Annotated in this window: 25 protein-coding genes; all 25 read left to right on the plus strand. The window is 46.5% G+C overall.

Features of this window, described 5'->3' with window-relative positions; translation table 11 throughout:
- The first annotated feature begins 2 nt into the window (after positions 1 to 2).
- The 25 genes from HDCHBGLK_RS10480 to HDCHBGLK_RS10595 all read left to right on the plus strand — a co-directional run bounded on the left by HDCHBGLK_RS10480 (position 3) and on the right by HDCHBGLK_RS10595 (position 18145).
- Complete coding sequence (locus HDCHBGLK_RS10480) at positions 3 to 830, plus strand: head maturation protease, ClpP-related (RefSeq protein ID WP_004605266.1); 828 nt, start codon at positions 3 to 5, stop codon at positions 828 to 830.
- 19 nt (positions 831 to 849) lie between these two features.
- Positions 850 to 2217 carry a phage major capsid protein gene (locus tag HDCHBGLK_RS10485; RefSeq protein ID WP_004605267.1) on the plus strand — a complete coding sequence of 456 codons (1368 nt, stop codon included), beginning with the start codon at positions 850 to 852 and terminating at the stop codon, positions 2215 to 2217.
- A gap of 53 nt (positions 2218 to 2270) precedes the next feature.
- A complete protein-coding gene (locus HDCHBGLK_RS10490; protein WP_003506174.1) occupies positions 2271 to 2582 on the plus strand; it encodes a head-tail connector protein in 312 nt (103 codons plus the stop codon).
- Positions 2579 to 2896 carry a phage head closure protein gene (locus tag HDCHBGLK_RS10495; RefSeq protein ID WP_004605268.1) on the plus strand — a complete coding sequence of 106 codons (318 nt, stop codon included), beginning with the start codon at positions 2579 to 2581 and terminating at the stop codon, positions 2894 to 2896. The genes HDCHBGLK_RS10490 and HDCHBGLK_RS10495 overlap by 4 nt, the downstream gene beginning before the upstream one ends.
- Positions 2897 to 2925: 29 nt before the next feature.
- Positions 2926 to 3381: an HK97-gp10 family putative phage morphogenesis protein gene (locus HDCHBGLK_RS10500; protein ID WP_003506178.1), complete on the plus strand. Its 456-nt coding sequence runs from the start codon at positions 2926 to 2928 to the stop codon at positions 3379 to 3381.
- Positions 3382 to 3386: 5 nt separating this feature from the next.
- Entirely contained in the window at positions 3387 to 3755 is a 369-nt protein-coding gene (locus HDCHBGLK_RS10505; protein WP_004605269.1) for a hypothetical protein, read from the plus strand.
- Positions 3752 to 4387: a major tail protein gene (locus tag HDCHBGLK_RS10510; protein WP_003506181.1), complete on the plus strand. Its 636-nt coding sequence runs from the start codon at positions 3752 to 3754 to the stop codon at positions 4385 to 4387. The genes HDCHBGLK_RS10505 and HDCHBGLK_RS10510 overlap by 4 nt, the downstream gene beginning before the upstream one ends.
- Before the next feature lie 32 nt (positions 4388 to 4419).
- On the plus strand, positions 4420 to 4755 hold the full coding sequence (gpG, locus tag HDCHBGLK_RS10515) for a phage tail assembly chaperone G (protein ID WP_004605270.1): 336 nt from the start codon (positions 4420 to 4422) through the stop codon (positions 4753 to 4755).
- Positions 4752 to 5276 carry a hypothetical protein gene (locus HDCHBGLK_RS10520; RefSeq protein ID WP_004605271.1) on the plus strand — a complete coding sequence of 175 codons (525 nt, stop codon included), beginning with the start codon at positions 4752 to 4754 and terminating at the stop codon, positions 5274 to 5276. Before gpG ends, HDCHBGLK_RS10520 begins: the two co-directional genes overlap by 4 nt.
- Positions 5277 to 5296: 20 nt before the next feature.
- Entirely contained in the window at positions 5297 to 8650 is a 3354-nt protein-coding gene (locus HDCHBGLK_RS10525; protein WP_004605272.1) for a phage tail tape measure protein, read from the plus strand.
- A 4-nt stretch (positions 8651 to 8654) separates the two neighbouring features.
- Entirely contained in the window at positions 8655 to 9362 is a 708-nt protein-coding gene (locus tag HDCHBGLK_RS10530) for a phage distal tail protein (protein WP_004605273.1), read from the plus strand.
- Positions 9363 to 9373: 11 nt separating this feature from the next.
- The gene (locus HDCHBGLK_RS10535; RefSeq protein WP_233440660.1) at positions 9374 to 10384 is read left to right on the plus strand and encodes a phage tail protein; all 1011 of its coding nucleotides are present in this window, start codon (positions 9374 to 9376) and stop codon (positions 10382 to 10384) included.
- Between the two features lie 4 nt (positions 10385 to 10388).
- On the plus strand, positions 10389 to 11240 hold the full coding sequence (locus HDCHBGLK_RS10540; protein WP_004605275.1) for a BppU family phage baseplate upper protein: 852 nt from the start codon (positions 10389 to 10391) through the stop codon (positions 11238 to 11240).
- A gap of 17 nt (positions 11241 to 11257) precedes the next feature.
- On the plus strand, positions 11258 to 11644 hold the full coding sequence (locus HDCHBGLK_RS10545) for a hypothetical protein (RefSeq protein ID WP_004605276.1): 387 nt from the start codon (positions 11258 to 11260) through the stop codon (positions 11642 to 11644).
- On the plus strand, positions 11644 to 12882 hold the full coding sequence (locus HDCHBGLK_RS10550; protein ID WP_004605277.1) for a hypothetical protein: 1239 nt from the start codon (positions 11644 to 11646) through the stop codon (positions 12880 to 12882). The genes HDCHBGLK_RS10545 and HDCHBGLK_RS10550 overlap by 1 nt, the downstream gene beginning before the upstream one ends.
- Positions 12883 to 13339: 457 nt before the next feature.
- Complete coding sequence (locus HDCHBGLK_RS10555; protein ID WP_004605278.1) at positions 13340 to 14638, plus strand: RNA-directed DNA polymerase; 1299 nt, start codon at positions 13340 to 13342, stop codon at positions 14636 to 14638.
- 1 nt (position 14639) lies between these two features.
- Complete coding sequence (locus tag HDCHBGLK_RS18810; RefSeq protein WP_004605279.1) at positions 14640 to 14789, plus strand: hypothetical protein; 150 nt, start codon at positions 14640 to 14642, stop codon at positions 14787 to 14789.
- Position 14790: 1 nt separating this feature from the next.
- Positions 14791 to 14943 (plus strand): XkdX family protein, encoded by a 153-nt coding sequence (locus HDCHBGLK_RS10560; RefSeq protein ID WP_004605280.1) that lies wholly within the window; start codon positions 14791 to 14793, stop codon positions 14941 to 14943.
- 56 nt (positions 14944 to 14999) lie between these two features.
- Positions 15000 to 15179: a hypothetical protein gene (locus HDCHBGLK_RS10565; RefSeq protein WP_227056834.1), complete on the plus strand. Its 180-nt coding sequence runs from the start codon at positions 15000 to 15002 to the stop codon at positions 15177 to 15179.
- On the plus strand, positions 15169 to 15483 hold the full coding sequence (locus HDCHBGLK_RS10570) for a hypothetical protein (RefSeq protein ID WP_004605281.1): 315 nt from the start codon (positions 15169 to 15171) through the stop codon (positions 15481 to 15483). Before HDCHBGLK_RS10565 ends, HDCHBGLK_RS10570 begins: the two co-directional genes overlap by 11 nt.
- A gap of 48 nt (positions 15484 to 15531) precedes the next feature.
- Positions 15532 to 15900, plus strand: a complete 369-nt coding sequence (locus tag HDCHBGLK_RS10575; RefSeq protein WP_130574592.1) for a hypothetical protein — start codon at positions 15532 to 15534, stop codon at positions 15898 to 15900.
- The gene (locus HDCHBGLK_RS10580) at positions 15897 to 16262 is read left to right on the plus strand and encodes a hypothetical protein (protein WP_004605283.1); all 366 of its coding nucleotides are present in this window, start codon (positions 15897 to 15899) and stop codon (positions 16260 to 16262) included. The genes HDCHBGLK_RS10575 and HDCHBGLK_RS10580 overlap by 4 nt, the downstream gene beginning before the upstream one ends.
- The gene (locus HDCHBGLK_RS10585; protein WP_004605284.1) at positions 16255 to 16587 is read left to right on the plus strand and encodes a hypothetical protein; all 333 of its coding nucleotides are present in this window, start codon (positions 16255 to 16257) and stop codon (positions 16585 to 16587) included. The genes HDCHBGLK_RS10580 and HDCHBGLK_RS10585 overlap by 8 nt, the downstream gene beginning before the upstream one ends.
- Positions 16584 to 17399, plus strand: a complete 816-nt coding sequence (locus tag HDCHBGLK_RS10590) for an endolysin-like domain-containing protein (RefSeq protein ID WP_004605285.1) — start codon at positions 16584 to 16586, stop codon at positions 17397 to 17399. Before HDCHBGLK_RS10585 ends, HDCHBGLK_RS10590 begins: the two co-directional genes overlap by 4 nt.
- Before the next feature lie 17 nt (positions 17400 to 17416).
- Positions 17417 to 18145: a hypothetical protein gene (locus HDCHBGLK_RS10595; RefSeq protein ID WP_004605286.1), complete on the plus strand. Its 729-nt coding sequence runs from the start codon at positions 17417 to 17419 to the stop codon at positions 18143 to 18145.
- Positions 18146 to 18168: the final 23 nt, after the last annotated feature.

Below are 18168 nucleotides of genomic sequence, written 5' to 3' on the forward strand. Positions count from 1 at the left end.
TCATGGCAAAGAAAAGACGTTTTGATTTCACAAAAAAGAATAAACGCAGCGGAAAAGTTGAAAATGTCGGCTATTTGGATTTGGAACAGGACGAGGAACAGAGCAGATGTTCCTTGTATTTCTACGGTGACATTGTATCGGCAACATGGGAATCCATGTGGTTCGAGGAGGACAGATGCCCGCAGGACATCGCAGATTTCCTCAACCAGTTGGATGGATATGAGGACATCGACATCTATTTCAATTCCGGTGGCGGTGATGTATTCGCAGGACTGGCAATCTATAACCAGTTGAAACGATACTCCGGACACAAAGTCGGATATGTTGATGGAATGGCTGCGTCAATCGCATCTGTCATCATGTTCGCATGTGATGAACTGCATTTTGCGACAGGAGCACAGGCGATGATTCACAAGCCTTTATGTATGGCATGGGGCAACGCAGACGATTTCAAAGAGGTCATCAAACAACTTGATTTATGCGAGGATTCAATTCTCGACGTTTACGAGGAACACTTGAAAGAGGGTGTGACGAGAGACAAAATCAAGTCTTTCATGGCGAAAGAAAAGTGGTTCAGCGGTGCAGAACTGGCAGAGTATTTCGACGTTTTGATTGATGAAAAGGCAGCAGTCGCAGCGTGTGCATCAGATTATTTTGAAAAATACAACCATGTTCCGGAGAGCATCAAAGGAACAGCCACAAAGGACATTGTCGATGCGGTACTTGCGGAACTGGAGAACCGGAGCAATGCAGCAGCAGAGGCAGAAAGAAAGAGAATCGAGGAAGAAAAGCAGGAAATTCTTGCAGACCTCGACATGTATGGATTTTAAGAAAGAGAGGACATGATTCATGAACAAGGAAATGCAGAAACTGTTGAAAGCAATCAACGACAAAAAGAATGAGGTCAAGAGCCTTGTGAAAGATGGAAAACTCGACAAGGCAAGGGCAGCAAAAGATGAACTCAAAGAGTTACAGGAAAAGTTTGACCTCCTGTTTGATTTGGACGAGGAGGAACATGAGGAGATCGAGGACAAGGTGGCGACGGGAGCAGCAAAGACCATCGGGGGAAAAGCGGACAAGAAAAACCTCGTGAAAGCGTTCGTCAATATCGTCAAGTGTGGATTCTTAAAGAGAGAACCGGACGAGGGAGATGTCAAGGTGTACAAGGATGCGTTAAGCACAGACACCACAAAGGGAGACGATGATGAAATGGGAATCGGTGTCACCGTTCCGGAGGACATCAGAACAGACATCATCGAGTTAAGACGTTCAGAGGATAATCTGGAGCAGTATGTCAATGTTGAGGGAGTAACCACAAAGAGCGGTTCGAGAAACATTGAGGTCGATGCAGATTCCACCCCGTTTGATAATGTGGACGAGGAGGCAGATTTCCCCGACATGGATGAGCCGAAGTTCAAAAAGATTATGTATGCAATCAAGAAAAAGGGTGGCATCTTAAAAATCACCGCAGAACTGTTTGAGGACACCGCAGCCAATGTCATGGCATACATCAACAAGTGGATTGCCAAGAAAACAAAGGCGACGAGAAATGCGATGATTCTCAAGGTTGCGGACGAGATGACAAAGGGGAAAGAGGTTGTGATTTCCACAATCGACAGTCTCAAGGACGTGTTCAATGTGGGTCTCGACCCTGCTATTACAACAGGAGCAATGGTCATCGCAAATCAGAACGGGTACAACTACCTCGACAAGTTAAAGGATAAGGACGGAAAGTACATTTTGCAGCCGAATCCTACACAGCCGACACAGATGATGTTGTTCGGTAAATATCCGATTGTCAAGGTGTCAAACAGGACTGTGAAATCTGAACCTGTGTACTCACCTGCGTTCACAATCTCCGGTAGCAAATTAGCAATCGACGGAACAACCACAGCAATCGACGCATCCGCAACGTCCGACGTGACAGCATGGAAAGTCGTGAAAGGAAAGTATGTTGTAACTTGCAAAGGACAGGAGCAGGAAACGACAGTCGATGCAAAGGTGTCCGCATACAAGCATCCTGTGTATATGGGCGACTTAAAAGAGGCTATCACATTATTTGACAGAAATGTCATCACCATCGACATGAACGACAAGGCAGCAGGTTTGTGGGAGAAAGACATGACCGGAATCAAGGTTCGTGACCGTTTCGATGTGCAGCCTGTTGATGATGGAGCAATCATCAAAGGCAACATCACGGAAGTTGTGCAGGGATAAGAAATGCAGCAGGGCGGGAACACCCGCCCTGTGATTGAAAGCAGGTGAATGAAATGACGGACGAGGAAAAGAAAGAGTATAGAGACAAACTGGTTGAGGACTGCATGAAATACAATCACATCGACTATGACGACGACAAGGACATTGTCGAGACTATGGTTGAGGCGATTGCATCAGAGGAGTTGATGGAACTGATTCCGAATTTCGACCCATACAATTTGACCGCCCGTCAGAGATTGCTTGTATATTCTTTCGTCAAGGAATTGTATGACCACAGGGAGAAGTATCAGAACGGTACACAGCAACTCACAAATGCGGTCTCAACCATGCTACTCAATGAAAAGTATGGAGGGAGCAGTGAATGACCGGACGGGTGAAAATAATCAGAGTGACCACAGAAATCAAGGCGGGCAGGAAAGAACCGACCACAGAGGTGTTTTATGAGTGTTGGTGCGATGTTCAGAGTTTGGGAACAAATGAGAAATACACAGCACTGCAAGCAGGTCTTGAGAACACCATTGTTTTCAAGGTTCGGAATTGCAAGCGGATGAAAGAGGTCAGAAAGAAAATGAAAGAGTTCTATGCAGAGTATGACGGAACACGATTCGACATCTATGATGCATCACCGATGTTCACAGATAACGGATGGGTGCTTGTGAAATGTCGTGCGGTTGCATAGGTGTCACATTCTGACACGGAGGTGAGGACATGAAAATTGACATGGAGTTCAAAGGACTGGAGGAACTGGTGAAAGCGTTTGAAAGTGCTGCATCGGATGAAGATATTGCACAGGTAAATAAAACGATCGCTGAAAAAGGCGAACCAGTTGTACAGAGAATCATGTCCGGAAAAATCCCAAAATCAAAGGACATCAAAAAAAGTGGGCGAGGGTTCGGTTCAAAATCATCAGTGTCCGCACATGCAGCAGATGAAATCCCTATCGGGAAAGTAAAGGTGAACGGTACGGGAGCGACAGCAGATGTCGGATGGGAAAAGAACACACAGGACGAGGGCGGTCATTTCTACGTCCGTTTTATTAACTGGGGAACGATTTACAGACCGCCACAAGAGTTCATATATGCAACAGGCAGGGAGGCAGATGCAGAACTGCAAAAGATAGCAGAACAGGAATATCAAGCGTATTTAGACAGGACAGTGGGGTGATAAGCATGGACAGCAGTCCGGACATCATAAAAGACGCATCAGACGCACTCAAGCCGATAGAGGACAGAGGAATCACTGTGATGCAGGGGTGGTATGACAAAGACCTCAACAAATGTCATGTGACATTGTGGGATTTGGGCGAAACCGATGACAATTTTTCGGATGATGATGCGGAGGGAGTGACACTTTCTTTGCAAGTCACCATTTTCTCAAAGGAGGACGAGGTGGAACTGGCAAGGGAAATCAAGTCTCTCATGAAAGAGAATGGGTTCTCATTCGAGGGGAGAAACGGAGACGATTCAAAACCGGAGGATGGAATCTATATGAAAGCACAGCGATTCACAAAATATTATGAAAGCGAGGAAAAATCATGAGCGAAACAGTAACACAGGTAAATGAAACCACACAGCAGATTGTAAGGAGTAGAACTTGCGGTCTGAAAGATTTCTACATCGCACTGGTGCAGAGCAATACTGCAACAGCATACACAGCCGGAACTCCGGTGAAATTAGCGAGAGCAATCAAAGCGAAAATTGATGAAAAGTGGACAAGTGAGAAAATCTACTCCGACGATAACACCGAGGAGGTCATCACCTCATACGAGGGAACAGATGTCGAACTGGAGATCAATGCTCTTGCACCGCAGGACAGAGTGATTCTGTTCGGGCAGTTGTACGAGAAAGGATTCTTGAGAAAGTCATCTGACGACAGAGCACCGGAGGTCGCTGTCGGATGGAGAGAAAGAAAACTCAACGGAAAATATGAGTTCAAGTGGCTTTATGTCGGAAAGTTTGCAGAGGGTATCAGCGAGGAGGCAAGCACTAAAGAGGGAAAACTGTCACCTACAACCAAGAGCATCAAGGGCAGTTTCTACGAGCGTAGCATCGACAATCTGTATGAGGTATCTGTTGATGAATCCAACCTTGTAGCAGAGGACACGGATGCAGCAACAGCAATCAAAGACTGGTTCTCAAAAGTGCAGGAAGCACCGGACGCAGCAGCGTAAAACAAGAGAGGATATAACAGGAGGATAATTCAATGAATAGAAAAATCATCGTGAATCATAAAGAGTTCAAAATGGAGAAAATGTCTGCGGACACATACATGGAATATCTCGAACTTGCAGAACAGATTGACGCTGCGACATCCGAGAGAGCGTCAAAGAGATACTCACGACAGGAAATTGAGGCAATGATGTTGTTCATCTGCAAAGCATACGGAAATCAGTTCACGGTTGACGAGTTAAAGGATGCAGAGAACGGACTGGATGCAGCAGGAATCGTCATCGAGTTCAACATGATTGACATGGGAATCGCAGAGGAAATGAACAAGAGAATGGACAAGATGATGAAAAATTTTCAGAGTGGCAAGTGATTCCGGAAATAACAATCACTTGCAGCACAGGAAAAGTATTCATCAACAACGTAACGGTTGAGCAGTACAAGAAATATGCTGCACTCATGGAGAAAAACGGTTCGGACAAAATAACGGATGCACTGTTTTTCAACAAAAGAATTATTCAAGAGATATTCGGGAACAGGATGTCTCTCGATGAACTGGGTGAGGTGGATGTTATTGAATTTCTGACAGCATCAAAGGGGATTCATTTCATCATGCAGGATATTGTTTCAGATGCGTTGCTGAACATTGTCGAGGCAGAGCCAATCGAAAGAGAGGCATCTGCGTTCGACGAATATGACCGTGAGAATGGGTATGAGGACGAGGAGCAGGAAGAACAGAACACATGGAAGATATGCGGAGAAATCGTTGACCGTGTGACAAAAATTGCGATTCGGCTCATGCGGGAATCATACGGGCAGTGCATGAAAGAAAATATCATTGAACTGCTGAAATATCTGAAATTTGAACTTGAAACGGTGAACGAGAACACATAGCACAGATAGGAGGAGAACCGATGGCACATACAAGCGTGAAGATTTCAGCAAATTCGTCTGATTATCAGTCGCAAATGAAATCCGCTGCGTCGCAGATGAAAGTGTTATCCAGTGAGTTCAAACTGGCACAGACGCAAGCAAAAGCGTTCGGTTCGGCAGCAGACCAACTCAAGGCGAAAGCAGAGAGCCTCACTCAAAAAATCACTCTGCAAAAGAATATCGTTCAATTAAACAGTGAGCAACAAGCAAAACTCACACAGAAACTTTCAGACCAAAAGACAAAGCAGGAGGAATTAAAAACAAAGGTCGAGGCAGCAAAGAAAGCCTATGAGGATTCAACAAAGGCGACCGGAGCAAATTCAGAGCAGTCAAAGGCACTGAAAGAGGAACTCGACAAACTGGAGCAGGAATTTAAGGCAAACGAGACAGCAATCGGAAAGACGGAGACTGCTCTTGCAAATCAGACCACAAAGACGAACATATCAAAAGCATCACTCGTCGAGATGGAATCTGAACTCGAAAAAGTAAACAAGGAACTGAAAAATCATAAACTGAATGAATTTGCAAGCGGTTGTGACAAAGCAGGACAAAAGATGGAGAGTTTCGGAAAGAAAATGTCTGTCGTTTCTGCGGGAATTGCTGCAATAGGAGCAGCATCAATCGCAGCGTTCAAGGAACTCGACGAGGGATATGACACGATAGTGACAAAGACCGGAGCAACCGGAGAGGCACTGGAGGGATTGACCGCATCTGCGGACAATGTTTTCGGAAGTATGCCGGAGGACATGTCAACGGTCGGAGAGGCTATCGGTGAAGTAAACACGAGATTTCATTCGACAGGAGAGGAACTGGAGAGCCTGTCAACGCAATTCATTCAGTTTTCGAGCATAAACGGAACGAATGTGACACAGTCTGTTGACCAAGTGGACAAAATCATGAAAGCGTGGAACATAGACACATCACAGACGGGGAATCTGTTGGGATTGCTGACATCAAAAGCACAGGAGACAGGAATTTCCGTTGACAAACTCGAAAGTTATGTACTGGATAACAATTCAGCGTTCAAAGAGATGGGGTTGTCATTACCACAAGCAATCAATTTGATGGCTCAATTCGATGCGAACGGTGTTGATTCTACGACAGCACTGGCAGGACTGAAAAAGGCATTGCAGAACGCAACAGCCGAGGGAAAGTCGATGGATGTCGCACTGGAGGAGACAATCGGCAGCATTAAGAACGCAAAGACGGACACAGAGGCTTTACAGATTGCGACAGAACTGTTCGGGAAAAAGGGTGCTGCGGAAATGGCGACAGCAATCCGAGAGAACAGAATTGACCTCACAAGCCTGTCATCCTCAATGTCGGAATATGGAACGACGGTCGAGGACACATACAACGGAACACTCGACCCGATTGATAATGCAACAATAGCGATGAACAATGCAAAACTGGCATTGTCAACACTGGCGACAACAGCACAGACCGCAGCAGCACCAGTTATCGAAAAGGTGACGACAAAGATTCAAGAACTGACAAAGTGGTTCACCTCTCTTGACGAGGGGCAACAGCAGACAATCATCAAGGTCGGTCTTGTGGTGGCTGCGGTGGGTCCTTTAGCAATCGGATTCGGAAAAGTAGCACAGGGAATATCGACGACGGTGAAAACAGGTCAACAGTTTGCATCGTTTGTCGGAGGAATCATCGCAAAGATAACAGCCAAGACAGCAGCAACCGCAGCAGGAACAGCAGCAGACACAGCAGGGGCAGCAGCGGAGGCAGCACATACCGCAGTGACAACAACGCACACAACAGCAACAACAGCAGCAACAGTAGCAACAACAGCATTTGGAACAGCGTTGAAATTACTCACAGCAGTGGGAGTTGTGGCAATCATAGCAGCGATAGTTGCGGGAATTGTTTGGCTGATTAAAAACTGGGATGATGTAAAAGAGAAAATAACAGAGGTATGGTCTCATGTAGTAGAGAAATTCAATGCAATCAAGGAAACCATAACGGGAGCGTTCTCGAAAGCGAAAGAGGCGGTCACGAATAAGGTGAACGAGATAAAAGATTCGGTTGCAAATAGCGCAGTCGGACAAGCAGCGACAAAGACGTTTTCAGCAGTGAAAAACACTGTCACAAAGTTCATGGGGGCAGCAGTTGACACCGCAAAGGAGAAACTGGGGAACATGAAAACCGCCTACGAGGAAAACGGAGGCGGTATCAAAGGAGTAGTTGCAGCCGGATGGGAGGGAATCAAAGGCTATTATACAGCCGGATTCACGTTCGTTGATAATCTGTCGGGAGGCAAACTGACAGAAATCAAGACAAAATTCTCCGAAAAGACATCGGAAATCAAGACGAAAGTCTCCGAGGGTTGGGAGAATATGAAAACGACGGTCACATCCAAGATGACCGAGTGGAAAACAAACGCATCAAATAAACTGACGGAAATCAGAACCGATTTCACGACGAAGATTTCCGGAATACAGTCCTATGTGTCAACCGGATGGTCTCACATGAAATCGACAATTTCAACGACGATGCAGCAGTGGAAAACGGATGCGAGCAACAAACTCCTGTCACTCAAGAATGATTTTGCAAATAAGGTCGAGAGCGTAAAACAGGGATGGTCAACGAGGTTCACGAATATCAAGGACACAGCGACGAATCTCATGGAGACCGCAAAGACCAATGTTTCCACAAAACTGGAAAATATGAAATCTGCCTATAACGAAAAAGGCGGGGGCATGAAAGGAATTGTGTCGGCTACATTCACAGGCATCAAGGACACGATGAACTCACTCATGTCCACAGCGAACACGTTGACAGGTGGAAAACTCGACAGCATCAAGTCATCTTTCTCGACAAAACTGAACGGTGCTCTTTCAAAGGTCGGTTCGGTCATGGAAAGCATACGAGCAAAATTTAGCGAAAAGATGGAATCCGCAAAGACAGCAGTCTCAAATGCTATCGACAAAATCAAGGGATTTTTCAATTTCAAGTGGTCATTGCCACATTTGAAAATGCCACATTTCAGTATATCCGGTTCGTTCAGTCTGAACCCTCCGTCTGTACCGTCATTCGGTGTTGAATGGTACAAAACAGGAGGTATCATGACAAGTCCGACAGTGTTCGGAATGAACGGAACAAGGCTCATGGTTGGAGGAGAGGCAGGAGCAGAGGCAATCTTGCCACTTGCAGAGTTCTACACAGAATTGAACTCAATGCTTGACCGAAAACTGAAAGCAATCAATCAGAATGTGAACGCTTTTATCGAGGTTCACAACTATATTGATGGAGACGAAGTGGCAAGCAGAACGACCGAAAAGGTCAGTGATAATCTTGCAATAGCAACAAAGAAACGGAGGTGAGGACATGAAAATTGACAGTGTAGACATTCGGTCATTCGATGCAAAGCAGTTGACAGTTGATTTCGAGCCTCCACAGACGGGTGTGACGGTGGAGATGTTCGACGGGGCATTGATACCGTCAGAATCCGAAACATACACACCGTTGTCCGGACTGACGGTGACAGTCCTGTTCAGAGGGAAAGACAGAGACGAGGTTCAAAAACATGTCAGTGATTTCAATGCAGAGTTGCAGAAAGGTGTTGTCCTTACACTGGACGGGTACAGTCGCCATTTTAAGGCATATATGACGGGAAACTCGTTGAGCAAGACAATAACGAAAACACGGTACACAGCAGAGTTCAAATTCACGGGGTACTGGTTCAGCGACGAGGTGAGTTTGAACTGGCAGGGAGTGTATGAGGCAATATTTGAGGCACAGGGAAACAGGGCGACACCGTGCAGACTGACAATCACAGCGACGGAGTACATTGAGCAGTTAAGAATCAACGGTCTTTCCTGCGGTGAAATTACTATCGACACGATTCCGAGAGGAGCAACCGTCATCATCGACGGAGAAACAGGGTTCGCAACGATGGACGGAGAGAACAAGTTCAAGGACGTGTCCTTGATGGAATTTCCGTATCTCACCACAGGGCAGGAAAAGGAACATCATCTCATTTTCTCTGACAATAACACACTTGTCACATTACAGTATAAGCCTATGTGGTTATAGGAGGCGGTCAGATGGATTTGTACAATGATTCACACGAAAAGGTGTGTATTTTATCCGGAACAAAAGAAACGTGCATCACAAGCACTCTCAAGACCGGAGACAAGGAAATCACATTTGAGTTCCGAAAGACAAACAGGTATGCAGCGGACATCAAAGAGGAGGGATATATCAGAACCGACACGGACGAATTTGTTATCAAGCAGGTAGAACCGAGCGGGGAATGGTATAAATGCACCGGAACATTGAACGTCGAGGAACTGGAGGGCAAACAATATCCGCAGGGATTTGAGACTGTGGAAAAGACGGTTGATGAATGTCTGACAGAGGCAATCGACAGAACTGGATGGAAAGTCATCCGGTGCGATGTTTCCAAAAAGAGAACAATCCGGATAGAGCAGAACTGTTCTGCATGGGATGTCGCTCAACAGGCAATCACAACGTATAGATGCGAGATGGTGTTCGATTCTCTGAACAAGGGAATTTCGGTATATGAGAAATATGGAGAGGACAGGGGAGCATATTTCATTGAACGTCTGAACCTCAAGAGGTTGCAGGTACAGTCAAACTCATACGACTTTGCAACAAGGCTCATTCCGATAGGAAAAGATGGATTGATGCTGAATATCGACGGGAAAAGTTATGTCGAGAATCACCAGTATTCAAAGAAAGTGAAAACGATGACATGGAAAGATGAAAGATACACGGATGCGGAATCACTGAAAGAGGATGCAGAGGCGAAACTGGACGAACTTTCCAAACCATACAGGTCGTACACAGCAGAAATCATCAATCTTGTTGAGGCAGTGCAGGACGAGAAGAAAAAAGAACAGTACAAAGAGGTGTTCAGTATGGCACTGGGAGACACGGTGCTGCTGATCTCAAAGTCAACGGGAATCCGTGAGAGCCACAGGATTGTGAAATTCTATGAATACCCGTTGACGAAAGAAAAGAACAAGGTCGAACTGGCAAACACAAGACTGTCATTCGAGGAGGTTCAGAGAACCGAGCAAGAATTGTCATGAGGAGGTGAGAAAATTGGAAATCATTAGACACATCAAAGTAGATTTGTATGGAGACACACAGCATTTTGCAGTTGCAGCGAAACAGATGGACATGGGAACACGGTACGTCGGAGTGACGCTCATGAAGGACGGTGTCGTGTATGAGATACCGGACAATGTGGAGGTTATTATCAACATGACCAAGCCGGACAAGACACACGTTCACAACGATGGAGAAAAGTCCGGAAACGAGGCTCTCATTCCTCTCACAAGAGGTATGTTGCAGGTTCACGGAACAGCATTGTGTGAGGTGCAGTTGTATCAAAACGGTGCGTTGCTGACGAGTGCGACGTTTGAGATGGAGATTTTCCCGTCGCAGCGGGATGAATCGGAAATCGTTCACTCCGGAGAATACACAAGACTGGAGAACACCATTGCAGCAGCGAGAGAGGCTCTACAAATTGCACAGGACACACAGAACTCCATTGATGCAGCAGAGGCGGTCAGACAGGCACAGGAGCGGTTGAGAGAGGCTGCTGAAAAGGCAAGAGAAATCAAAGAGAGCCGGAGAGAAGATGACACCGCAAAGGCGATCGCAAAATGTGTCGAGGCGATGGAGGCAGCAATCGAGCAGACAGAGAAATGTCTGACAGCGACCGAGGAGGCGAACAAAATCATCATCAGTCAGTCCGGTCTCGATGCGATACTGGCAGAAGTCAAAGACTATTATGAACGCATCAGAGAACTTGAGACGGACATCAACATCAATGTGGATGGAGGAACACCAAAATCAACCGACCACCTGCTTGTCAAGGGAGGAACACCGTTCACGACCGATTATGACAAGTACATCGCAGGAACGTCACACACAATTTGAGAAAGAGGTGAAAAAGAATGGCAACAGCAACAATCACTCTGAAAAAGGGAACGACCGCAGAGTGGACAGAGAGCAAGAGAGTTCTCGACGATGGAGAACTGGGTCTCGAAACCACGAAAAGCGGTCACAGAATCATCCGAATCGGTAACGGTTCGACCGAGTTCATGAGCCTCCCTGTCGCATTTGACATCGAGGAGGTCAGAGAAATCAAGACCGGAATGGACGAGGATGCAGAGGAATACTACAACAACATGGTCAAAAAGGGAACGGAGTTGCTTGCAGAAATGAAAGCACTGGCAACGACCGTCGAACTGGAGGACGACGCAACACAAATCAAGTATCGAATGGGCATCTCAAACGGTACGTTGTATTTTGAGGAAATCACAAAGGAGGAAAGTGAATAATGGCAGCAGGTGACAGAATATTCATGGCGAAAGAATCCACGTCGCAGGAGATTCTTTCCAACACAAAGAAAATTATCGAGGACGCAAAAGCAAAACCGAAAAGATACGGAATGAGAATCAACCTCCTCGACAGCAATCCGGCAACCCGTGTCAAATATCTTTATGATGCGGTTGGAATGACACCCGCAGGAATGAATTTCGCAGGAGGCGGGTTCGATTATGGAGACTGGGGAGATATTTGGTTCGTAAAGAAAAACCGTCCGGTCATGGTAAGAACTGACGGAACGGTTGACTATGAACTGAATCATGAAAACCATGCTCTCAAGCTGAACGGAGGAGCATCGGACATCACAAAAACATCATACGGTGGAAATGCAATGTCCGAGATTCCTCTGATTTGGGTCAAGAGATGGACACAGAACAATTATCATTTTGTTGTGTTCTGCGAGGAGCAGTATGATGACACATACAAAGCATACGCACACACCGACGCAGACGGAAATGTCCTGCCGGTGACATATTTCCCGATGTACGAGGGTTCGGTTGTCGAAAACCGGATGCGTTCGCTCTCCGGTCTCACACCGACAGCGTCCATGACAGACGAGCAGGAGACGACCGCAGCAAAGCAGAACGGTGACAGATGGGATAAACAGTCCTTTTCTGAAATCAACCTCATGTATGAAATGTGTACGATGATTACATGCAGCACCAACTCACAGGGCAAGTTCGGAAACGGAAACAGTCAGTCCGACAATTTCTTGCAGACCGGAACGCTCAACGGGAAAGGACAGTTTTTCGGTTATACATCGACCACACAGGCGGTCAAAGTATTCTACTGTGAGAACTTCTTTGCTAACTACTGGAAACGTTTGAGAGGTCTGCTGCTTATCAATGGAGTGTATCATGTGAAAGCAGTTCCTCCGTACAACTCAACAGGCGAGGGGTACACAAACACAGGACTGACACCGTCCGGAACATCCGGAGGCTACTGTTCAAGAATGGAAATGGCATCCGACATCGGAAGAATCCCGACCGTTGCATCCGGAAGCGAGACCACATACGAATGTGATGGCTTATGGTTCAACAACACGATCGTTGCAGTTGCCCTGTTCGGTGGCGTCCGTGGCGACGGGTCGAGGTGCGGTTTGTCGTACTGGCATGTGAGCAACCCTGCGTCGAGCGTGCGCACGTCCGTCGTGGCGAGCCTTTCTTGTAAACCGCCTGTTGCTGCTGCGTAAGCAGCGAGGGGGAACGGGGGAGATACTCCCCCGCAATAAAAAGGGAGGTTCGGAGGGTTTACCCTCCGAGGTGTCCGGCATGACAAGGATTTTCCACGATGATGGAAACGGGAGGCACATCCGACACAAACAGAAAAAATTGTGATAGAATCTCCGACATGACAAAAAGATGACCTTGACATGACAGGGGAATCGGTGTGCGTCCTTGCCCTGTTCGGTGGCAACCGTAGCAACGGGTCGAAGTGCGGTTTGTCGTACTGGAATGTGAACAACCCTGCGTCGAACGTGAACACGAACATCGTGGCGAGCCAATCTTATCAAATTATGGAGCGTTTAACCAAAAGCACACCTTTTTCCTACACCGCAGGGTGTTGAAATACACCTAACCAGTGGAAATGATACCGATGCAGGCAGGGTCGAGTAAGAATATCAGAAAGACCTTGAGGTGATAAGAAAGATGGGAAAGAAATCCGTCAATAACCTGTACAAGCCTATGTTAGAGCATAGCAATGTTGAGCAAAAATTTCATAAGGCAGCAAAGGGCAAGACAGAGCGTCCGGACGTTGCGGTGATATTAGAGCCGACCAACATTCAGAGACATGTCAAGAACGTCGTCGAGCAACTTGAGAACACTGCACCGGAGGGGTACAACGTATCACATCCGGAAAAGGCATGGAAACCATCAAGACACGGGAAAGTCCGTATCAACGAGGGAACGAGCAGGAAAGTGAGGATGATTGAGAAACCTCGATACAATTATGAGCAGGTGATTCATCACATTGTCGTCTCTGCGTGTTATGACATTTTCATGAAAGGGATGTATGAGTTCTCGTGTGGGAGCGTACCAAACAGGGGTGCTCATTATGGGAAAAAGTACATCGAGAGGTGGATTCAGCGAGACAAAAAGAATTGTAAATATGTTCTCAAGATGGATATTCGACACTTTTTCGAGAGCGTTGACCATGATGTCTTGAAAGCGTGGCTCAAGAAGAAAATCAGAGACGAGAGAATGTTGTACATCCTCGAACTGATAATTGACGGGAGCGAGGTCGGGTTGCCTTTAGGGTTTTACACATCGCAGTGGTTGTCAAATTTCATGTTGCAACCTCTCGACCATTTCATCAAAGAGCAGTTGAAAGCGGTGCATTATATCCGGTATATGGACGATATGGTGGTGTTCGGAAAGAACAAAAAGGAACTCCACAGGATGCAGCAGGAGATTGAGAGATTCTTGAGGGAAAAGTTCAACTTGCAGATGAAAGGAAACTGGCAGGTGTTCCGGTTCGATTACACAGAGAAAAAGACCGGAAAGAGAAAAGGGAGACCACTCGATTTCATGGGATTCCAGTTCTACCACGACAAGACGATTCTGCGGGAAAGCATCATGTTGAGTTGCACACGGAAAGTCAACCGTGTCGCAAAGAAAGAGAAAATCACATGGTACGATGCAACCGCAATTCTGTCATACATGGGTTACTTGAGCAATACAGACACATACGACATGTACCTGCAAAGGGTCAAGCCTTATGTGAATGTTAAGAAATTAAAGAAAATAGTTAGCAAACATTCAAAGCGAAAGGAGCGAGAAAATCATGAAAGAATGGAGAGAAGTGTTCGGAACGGAGGCAGAACAGCCGGAGGAGTTCGACACAGCAGCATCACCGACAACGGTGTATCAGAGACGCAATATCAAGAAAGCGACGAAAGAGGATGCAGACGGAAAGAAAATCACCGGATGGCAGCGAGAGGAGCGTGAGATGTCACGGGAGGAATATGACAGATTGACACTCATGCAGGAGGTTGTTGCATCCAACACAACAGGAATCGTTGAATCCGTGACACAGTTTCAGAAAGATGCAGTCATTGACGAATACACACAACAGTTGATTGAGGAGGGGTTGATTTAATATGAAAATGCTTGTCGAAAGTCTGAAAAGAATGTACAAGAAAGGCACTCTCACCGAGGAACAGATCGCAGAGCGTGTCACAAAAGGAAGTATTTCAGCGGAGGAATATGAATACATCACGGGAGAAAAATATTCCGGTGGTGAGGTAAAATGACACCGCTTGAAATAATATCACGGTTGTGCGAGATAACGGAGGAGTTGTCCGGAATCGTGAAAAAGCAGCAAGAAATGATTGAACGCTCAAAAGTGGAGGAGGGGGTCAAAGAGGAACTCCGGAACATGGTCAATGAGGCAGACGGGAAACTGGATGTCCTTGAGTACCACATGAGACGATACTGCGACACCGACGACGTGGGAGCGTTCGGAAAGGAGCAGCCGAGTGACGATTGAACTCTCATTGTTGTTGAGCGGGATTTCCGTCGCATTTGCAATCTTTTTCGGGATTTCCAATAAAAAGCGGAATGACAAAAAGGATGCAGAGCAGGAGACGGAGGAACGTGCGACAGCGAACACACTCATGATGACAAAACTGGAGAACATTGCCGACGATGTCAAAGACATCAAACGTGACTACAAAGAGACACGGGCAGAGGTGCAGGATTTACATGACAGGGTTCTCATAGTTGAGCAGTCATTGAAATCGTATCACAAGAGACTGGACGGAATGAATTTGAACATTAAGACCGACCAATAACAGGAGGGCGGGAACAGGCAAGAATCAACCACATAAAGGAGGCAACAAGTGAACAAAAGCAGGATGACGAACGCAGAGCGTCGCATGTATTTCCGGCATAAAAGAAAATTGTACCGGATAGAACAGCGGGCAGCAAAGCGGAAAAACAAAGTCTCCGGTCAGTTCATGAATCGTGTTGTTATCTGTATGATTCTTGCAGCATTTATCTACACAGTCGTGGCGATTATGGTGTTTGTGAGAGTGGGTGCTGAACCATCAACATTGACAGAGAATGTATTTCGATTCCTGTCAGTTGAGGGCGGTGCGATGGCACTCATTAAGTCAGTAAAGACGGTTACAAAGAAAGATACAGGAAAACAGCACGAGAACGAACCGGATGAAATCAATGCAGACAATAATGAGGAGGTGCAGGGATGAAATTCATCGTTGAAAATTGGTTTGTTATCGTGGCAATAGCAGCAGTGGGAGGCTCTATCGGGTACGCAATTTATTCTTTTGTGAAAATGCCATCTGATAAGCAGTTGAACAAGGTCAGAGAGTGGCTCTTGTATGCGGTGACAAAGGCAGAAAAGGAACTGGGAGCAGGAACAGGAAAACTCAAACTCCGGTATGTGTACGACATGTTCGTGGCGAGGTTTGAGTGGCTTGCAAAGGTCATCACATTCGACATGTTCAGCATGATGGTGGACGAGGCTCTTGAGCAAATGAGAACGATGCTTGACAGCAATGAGGCGGTGCAGAAACTAATTGCGAACGAGGCAGGTGAGGGCAGTGAGTGAAATTGAGATTTTCATGTCACAGCACTGGAGCACGATGGTGACGGTGTACATCATCGGGGCAGCAGTTACATTCGTTTTGACGTTTGTTATTTTTTGGATGCTTGAAAGACAGTCCGGAAAAGAGGAGCGGGAAAAAGAGTTGTTTCCGGAATACTACGAGGAACAGGAAACGAAACAGGACAGAATCATGGTCAAACTGACATTTTTCATTTTGTCGGTATTGGTGGCGGTGATATGGATAGGAGTTCCGTTCATACTGGCTTTTATATTCATTATGTCAGTGATAGATGATTCCGGAGATAAGAAACAAAAGGAGGAAAAATGATTTCAAATTGCGGACACGACGAGAGAGGAAAATATTCCGGAGGAAAAGCCGGAGATCAGACGGGAACAGAGTGGCAGGTTATAAACTGGTATAACAGACCGTGGAAATGCGTTCTCCGTCATCCGGATGCAGCAACGAGAAAACTCATTGCACAGATGGCAAAGGCAGCAGCAGTCAACAACATGGTCGGATATTGTCAGTCACACAGGGGAACGTTTTGGACGAACCTTGCGGATTCAAATTTCGACCCTGCTCAAATCACAGTTCCGTGTGAGGCTGACTGTTCGTCCGGTGTTGCTGCAATCGTAAAAGGTGCAGGATATAGACTGAAAAACGAGAAACTGAAAAGCGTGAGCACTGCATGTTATACCGGAAACCTGCGGGCAGCACTCAAAGCAGCAGGATTCGAGGCGCTGACAGATAAAAAATATCTGACATCAGATGCGTATTTGCTTGAGGGCGACATTCTGTTGAACGATGGTGCTCATGTGGCGACGAACCTCACCAATGGAGCAAAGGCATCCGGAGGAGGTACATCGCAGACAGTTCCAATCAATAGCAACGTGAAACTGGAGACTGCAAAAGGGTTCAACAAGAGCCTTGCAGGAACGTATAAGGTAACGGGAGCGGGAGCGTTGAATCTACGGTCGGGAGCAGGAACAGGAAAAGACAAGAAAGTCTTGACGACAATGCAGAGCGGAGAGACATGTCAGTGTTATGGATATTACACGGATGTGTCCGGAGTGAAGTGGTTATATGTAGCATATAAAAACGTGGTGGGATTTGCGTCGAGCAAATATCTCAAAAAGTAGCAGAGGAGGGCGAAAACATGTTATACTATTTAGGTAAAGGAACAGAGTTCAAAAAAGAGGACTGCAAGGAATACAAGACAATCGAGGGAGCGTTGAAAGCAGCAGCAAAAAACGAGGAACTGGTTGTGTGGGATGAAAACGGAAACGTCATCGGCTCACTCACGGACAATGTTCCGGAGGGAGCACTGGAGACAAATCCCGACGGTAGCGTAAACACCTACGATGCAGACGGGAACAAGGTCGGCACAATGACCGCAGAGGAACTCAAAGCAGCAACAACCCTCACCGATGACAAGGATGCAGAGGGGCAGCAGGGCGACGCAGGAGCGTCCACAGACGACGAAAACGGAGGTACTGGAGGAAATACACCAGTAGAACCGGAAAACGGGCAGAATGGGGCAAATAGCGAGCAGGAGAACGGACAGCAGACCTCCGGTGATGGAGACGATGCAGCAGGACAGGAGGCATCCGGTGACGATATAACAGGAACAGAGGAGCGTGTGTCCGATTCTGACACAATCTATCCGGAAAAGACCACAAGAGCGATCGTTGACTGCGACGGTGCTCTGAATCTCCGTCGTTCTGCATCATGGGGCAATGAAAGCATCTGCGGACGTGCAGTGAGAGGTCAGTCGTATTATATCAAGGCAATTCACACCGTAGAGGGAAAGAAAATGCTTGAGACTATCGACGGAATTTTCCTGTCCGGTCAGTCGGAGCATGTAAGAATTGAAACAATAGAGTAAAAAAGAGGGCGGTATCTGTTTGA

Origin of the sequence: [Clostridium] scindens ATCC 35704 (genome assembly GCF_004295125.1) — a bacterium.
Lineage (GTDB): Bacteria > Bacillota > Clostridia > Lachnospirales > Lachnospiraceae > Clostridium_AP > Clostridium_AP scindens.

Excerpts from the sequence above, each read along its gene's own strand:
- HDCHBGLK_RS10555 (WP_004605278.1), top strand. The coding sequence starts at position 13,340 with ATGGGAAAGAAATCCGTCAATAACCTGTACAAGCCTATGTTAGAGCAT.
- HDCHBGLK_RS10490 (WP_003506174.1), top strand. The coding sequence starts at position 2,271 with ATGACGGACGAGGAAAAGAAAGAGTATAGAGACAAACTGGTTGAGGAC.
- gpG (WP_004605270.1), top strand. The coding sequence starts at position 4,420 with ATGAATAGAAAAATCATCGTGAATCATAAAGAGTTCAAAATGGAGAAA.
- HDCHBGLK_RS10485 (WP_004605267.1), top strand. The coding sequence starts at position 850 with ATGAACAAGGAAATGCAGAAACTGTTGAAAGCAATCAACGACAAAAAG.
- HDCHBGLK_RS10505 (WP_004605269.1), top strand. The coding sequence starts at position 3,387 with ATGGACAGCAGTCCGGACATCATAAAAGACGCATCAGACGCACTCAAG.
- HDCHBGLK_RS10510 (WP_003506181.1), top strand. The coding sequence starts at position 3,752 with ATGAGCGAAACAGTAACACAGGTAAATGAAACCACACAGCAGATTGTA.
- HDCHBGLK_RS10545 (WP_004605276.1), top strand. The coding sequence starts at position 11,258 with ATGGCAACAGCAACAATCACTCTGAAAAAGGGAACGACCGCAGAGTGG.
- HDCHBGLK_RS10535 (WP_233440660.1), top strand. The coding sequence starts at position 9,374 with ATGGATTTGTACAATGATTCACACGAAAAGGTGTGTATTTTATCCGGA.
- HDCHBGLK_RS10580 (WP_004605283.1), top strand. The coding sequence starts at position 15,897 with ATGAAATTCATCGTTGAAAATTGGTTTGTTATCGTGGCAATAGCAGCA.
- HDCHBGLK_RS10550 (WP_004605277.1), top strand. The coding sequence starts at position 11,644 with ATGGCAGCAGGTGACAGAATATTCATGGCGAAAGAATCCACGTCGCAG.
- HDCHBGLK_RS10500 (WP_003506178.1), top strand. The coding sequence starts at position 2,926 with ATGAAAATTGACATGGAGTTCAAAGGACTGGAGGAACTGGTGAAAGCG.
- HDCHBGLK_RS10495 (WP_004605268.1), top strand. The coding sequence starts at position 2,579 with ATGACCGGACGGGTGAAAATAATCAGAGTGACCACAGAAATCAAGGCG.
- HDCHBGLK_RS10530 (WP_004605273.1), top strand. The coding sequence starts at position 8,655 with ATGAAAATTGACAGTGTAGACATTCGGTCATTCGATGCAAAGCAGTTG.
- HDCHBGLK_RS18810 (WP_004605279.1), top strand. The coding sequence starts at position 14,640 with ATGTCACGGGAGGAATATGACAGATTGACACTCATGCAGGAGGTTGTT.
- HDCHBGLK_RS10560 (WP_004605280.1), top strand. The coding sequence starts at position 14,791 with ATGAAAATGCTTGTCGAAAGTCTGAAAAGAATGTACAAGAAAGGCACT.
- HDCHBGLK_RS10595 (WP_004605286.1), top strand. The coding sequence starts at position 17,417 with ATGTTATACTATTTAGGTAAAGGAACAGAGTTCAAAAAAGAGGACTGC.
- HDCHBGLK_RS10590 (WP_004605285.1), top strand. The coding sequence starts at position 16,584 with ATGATTTCAAATTGCGGACACGACGAGAGAGGAAAATATTCCGGAGGA.
- HDCHBGLK_RS10525 (WP_004605272.1), top strand. The coding sequence starts at position 5,297 with ATGGCACATACAAGCGTGAAGATTTCAGCAAATTCGTCTGATTATCAG.
- HDCHBGLK_RS10480 (WP_004605266.1), top strand. The coding sequence starts at position 3 with ATGGCAAAGAAAAGACGTTTTGATTTCACAAAAAAGAATAAACGCAGC.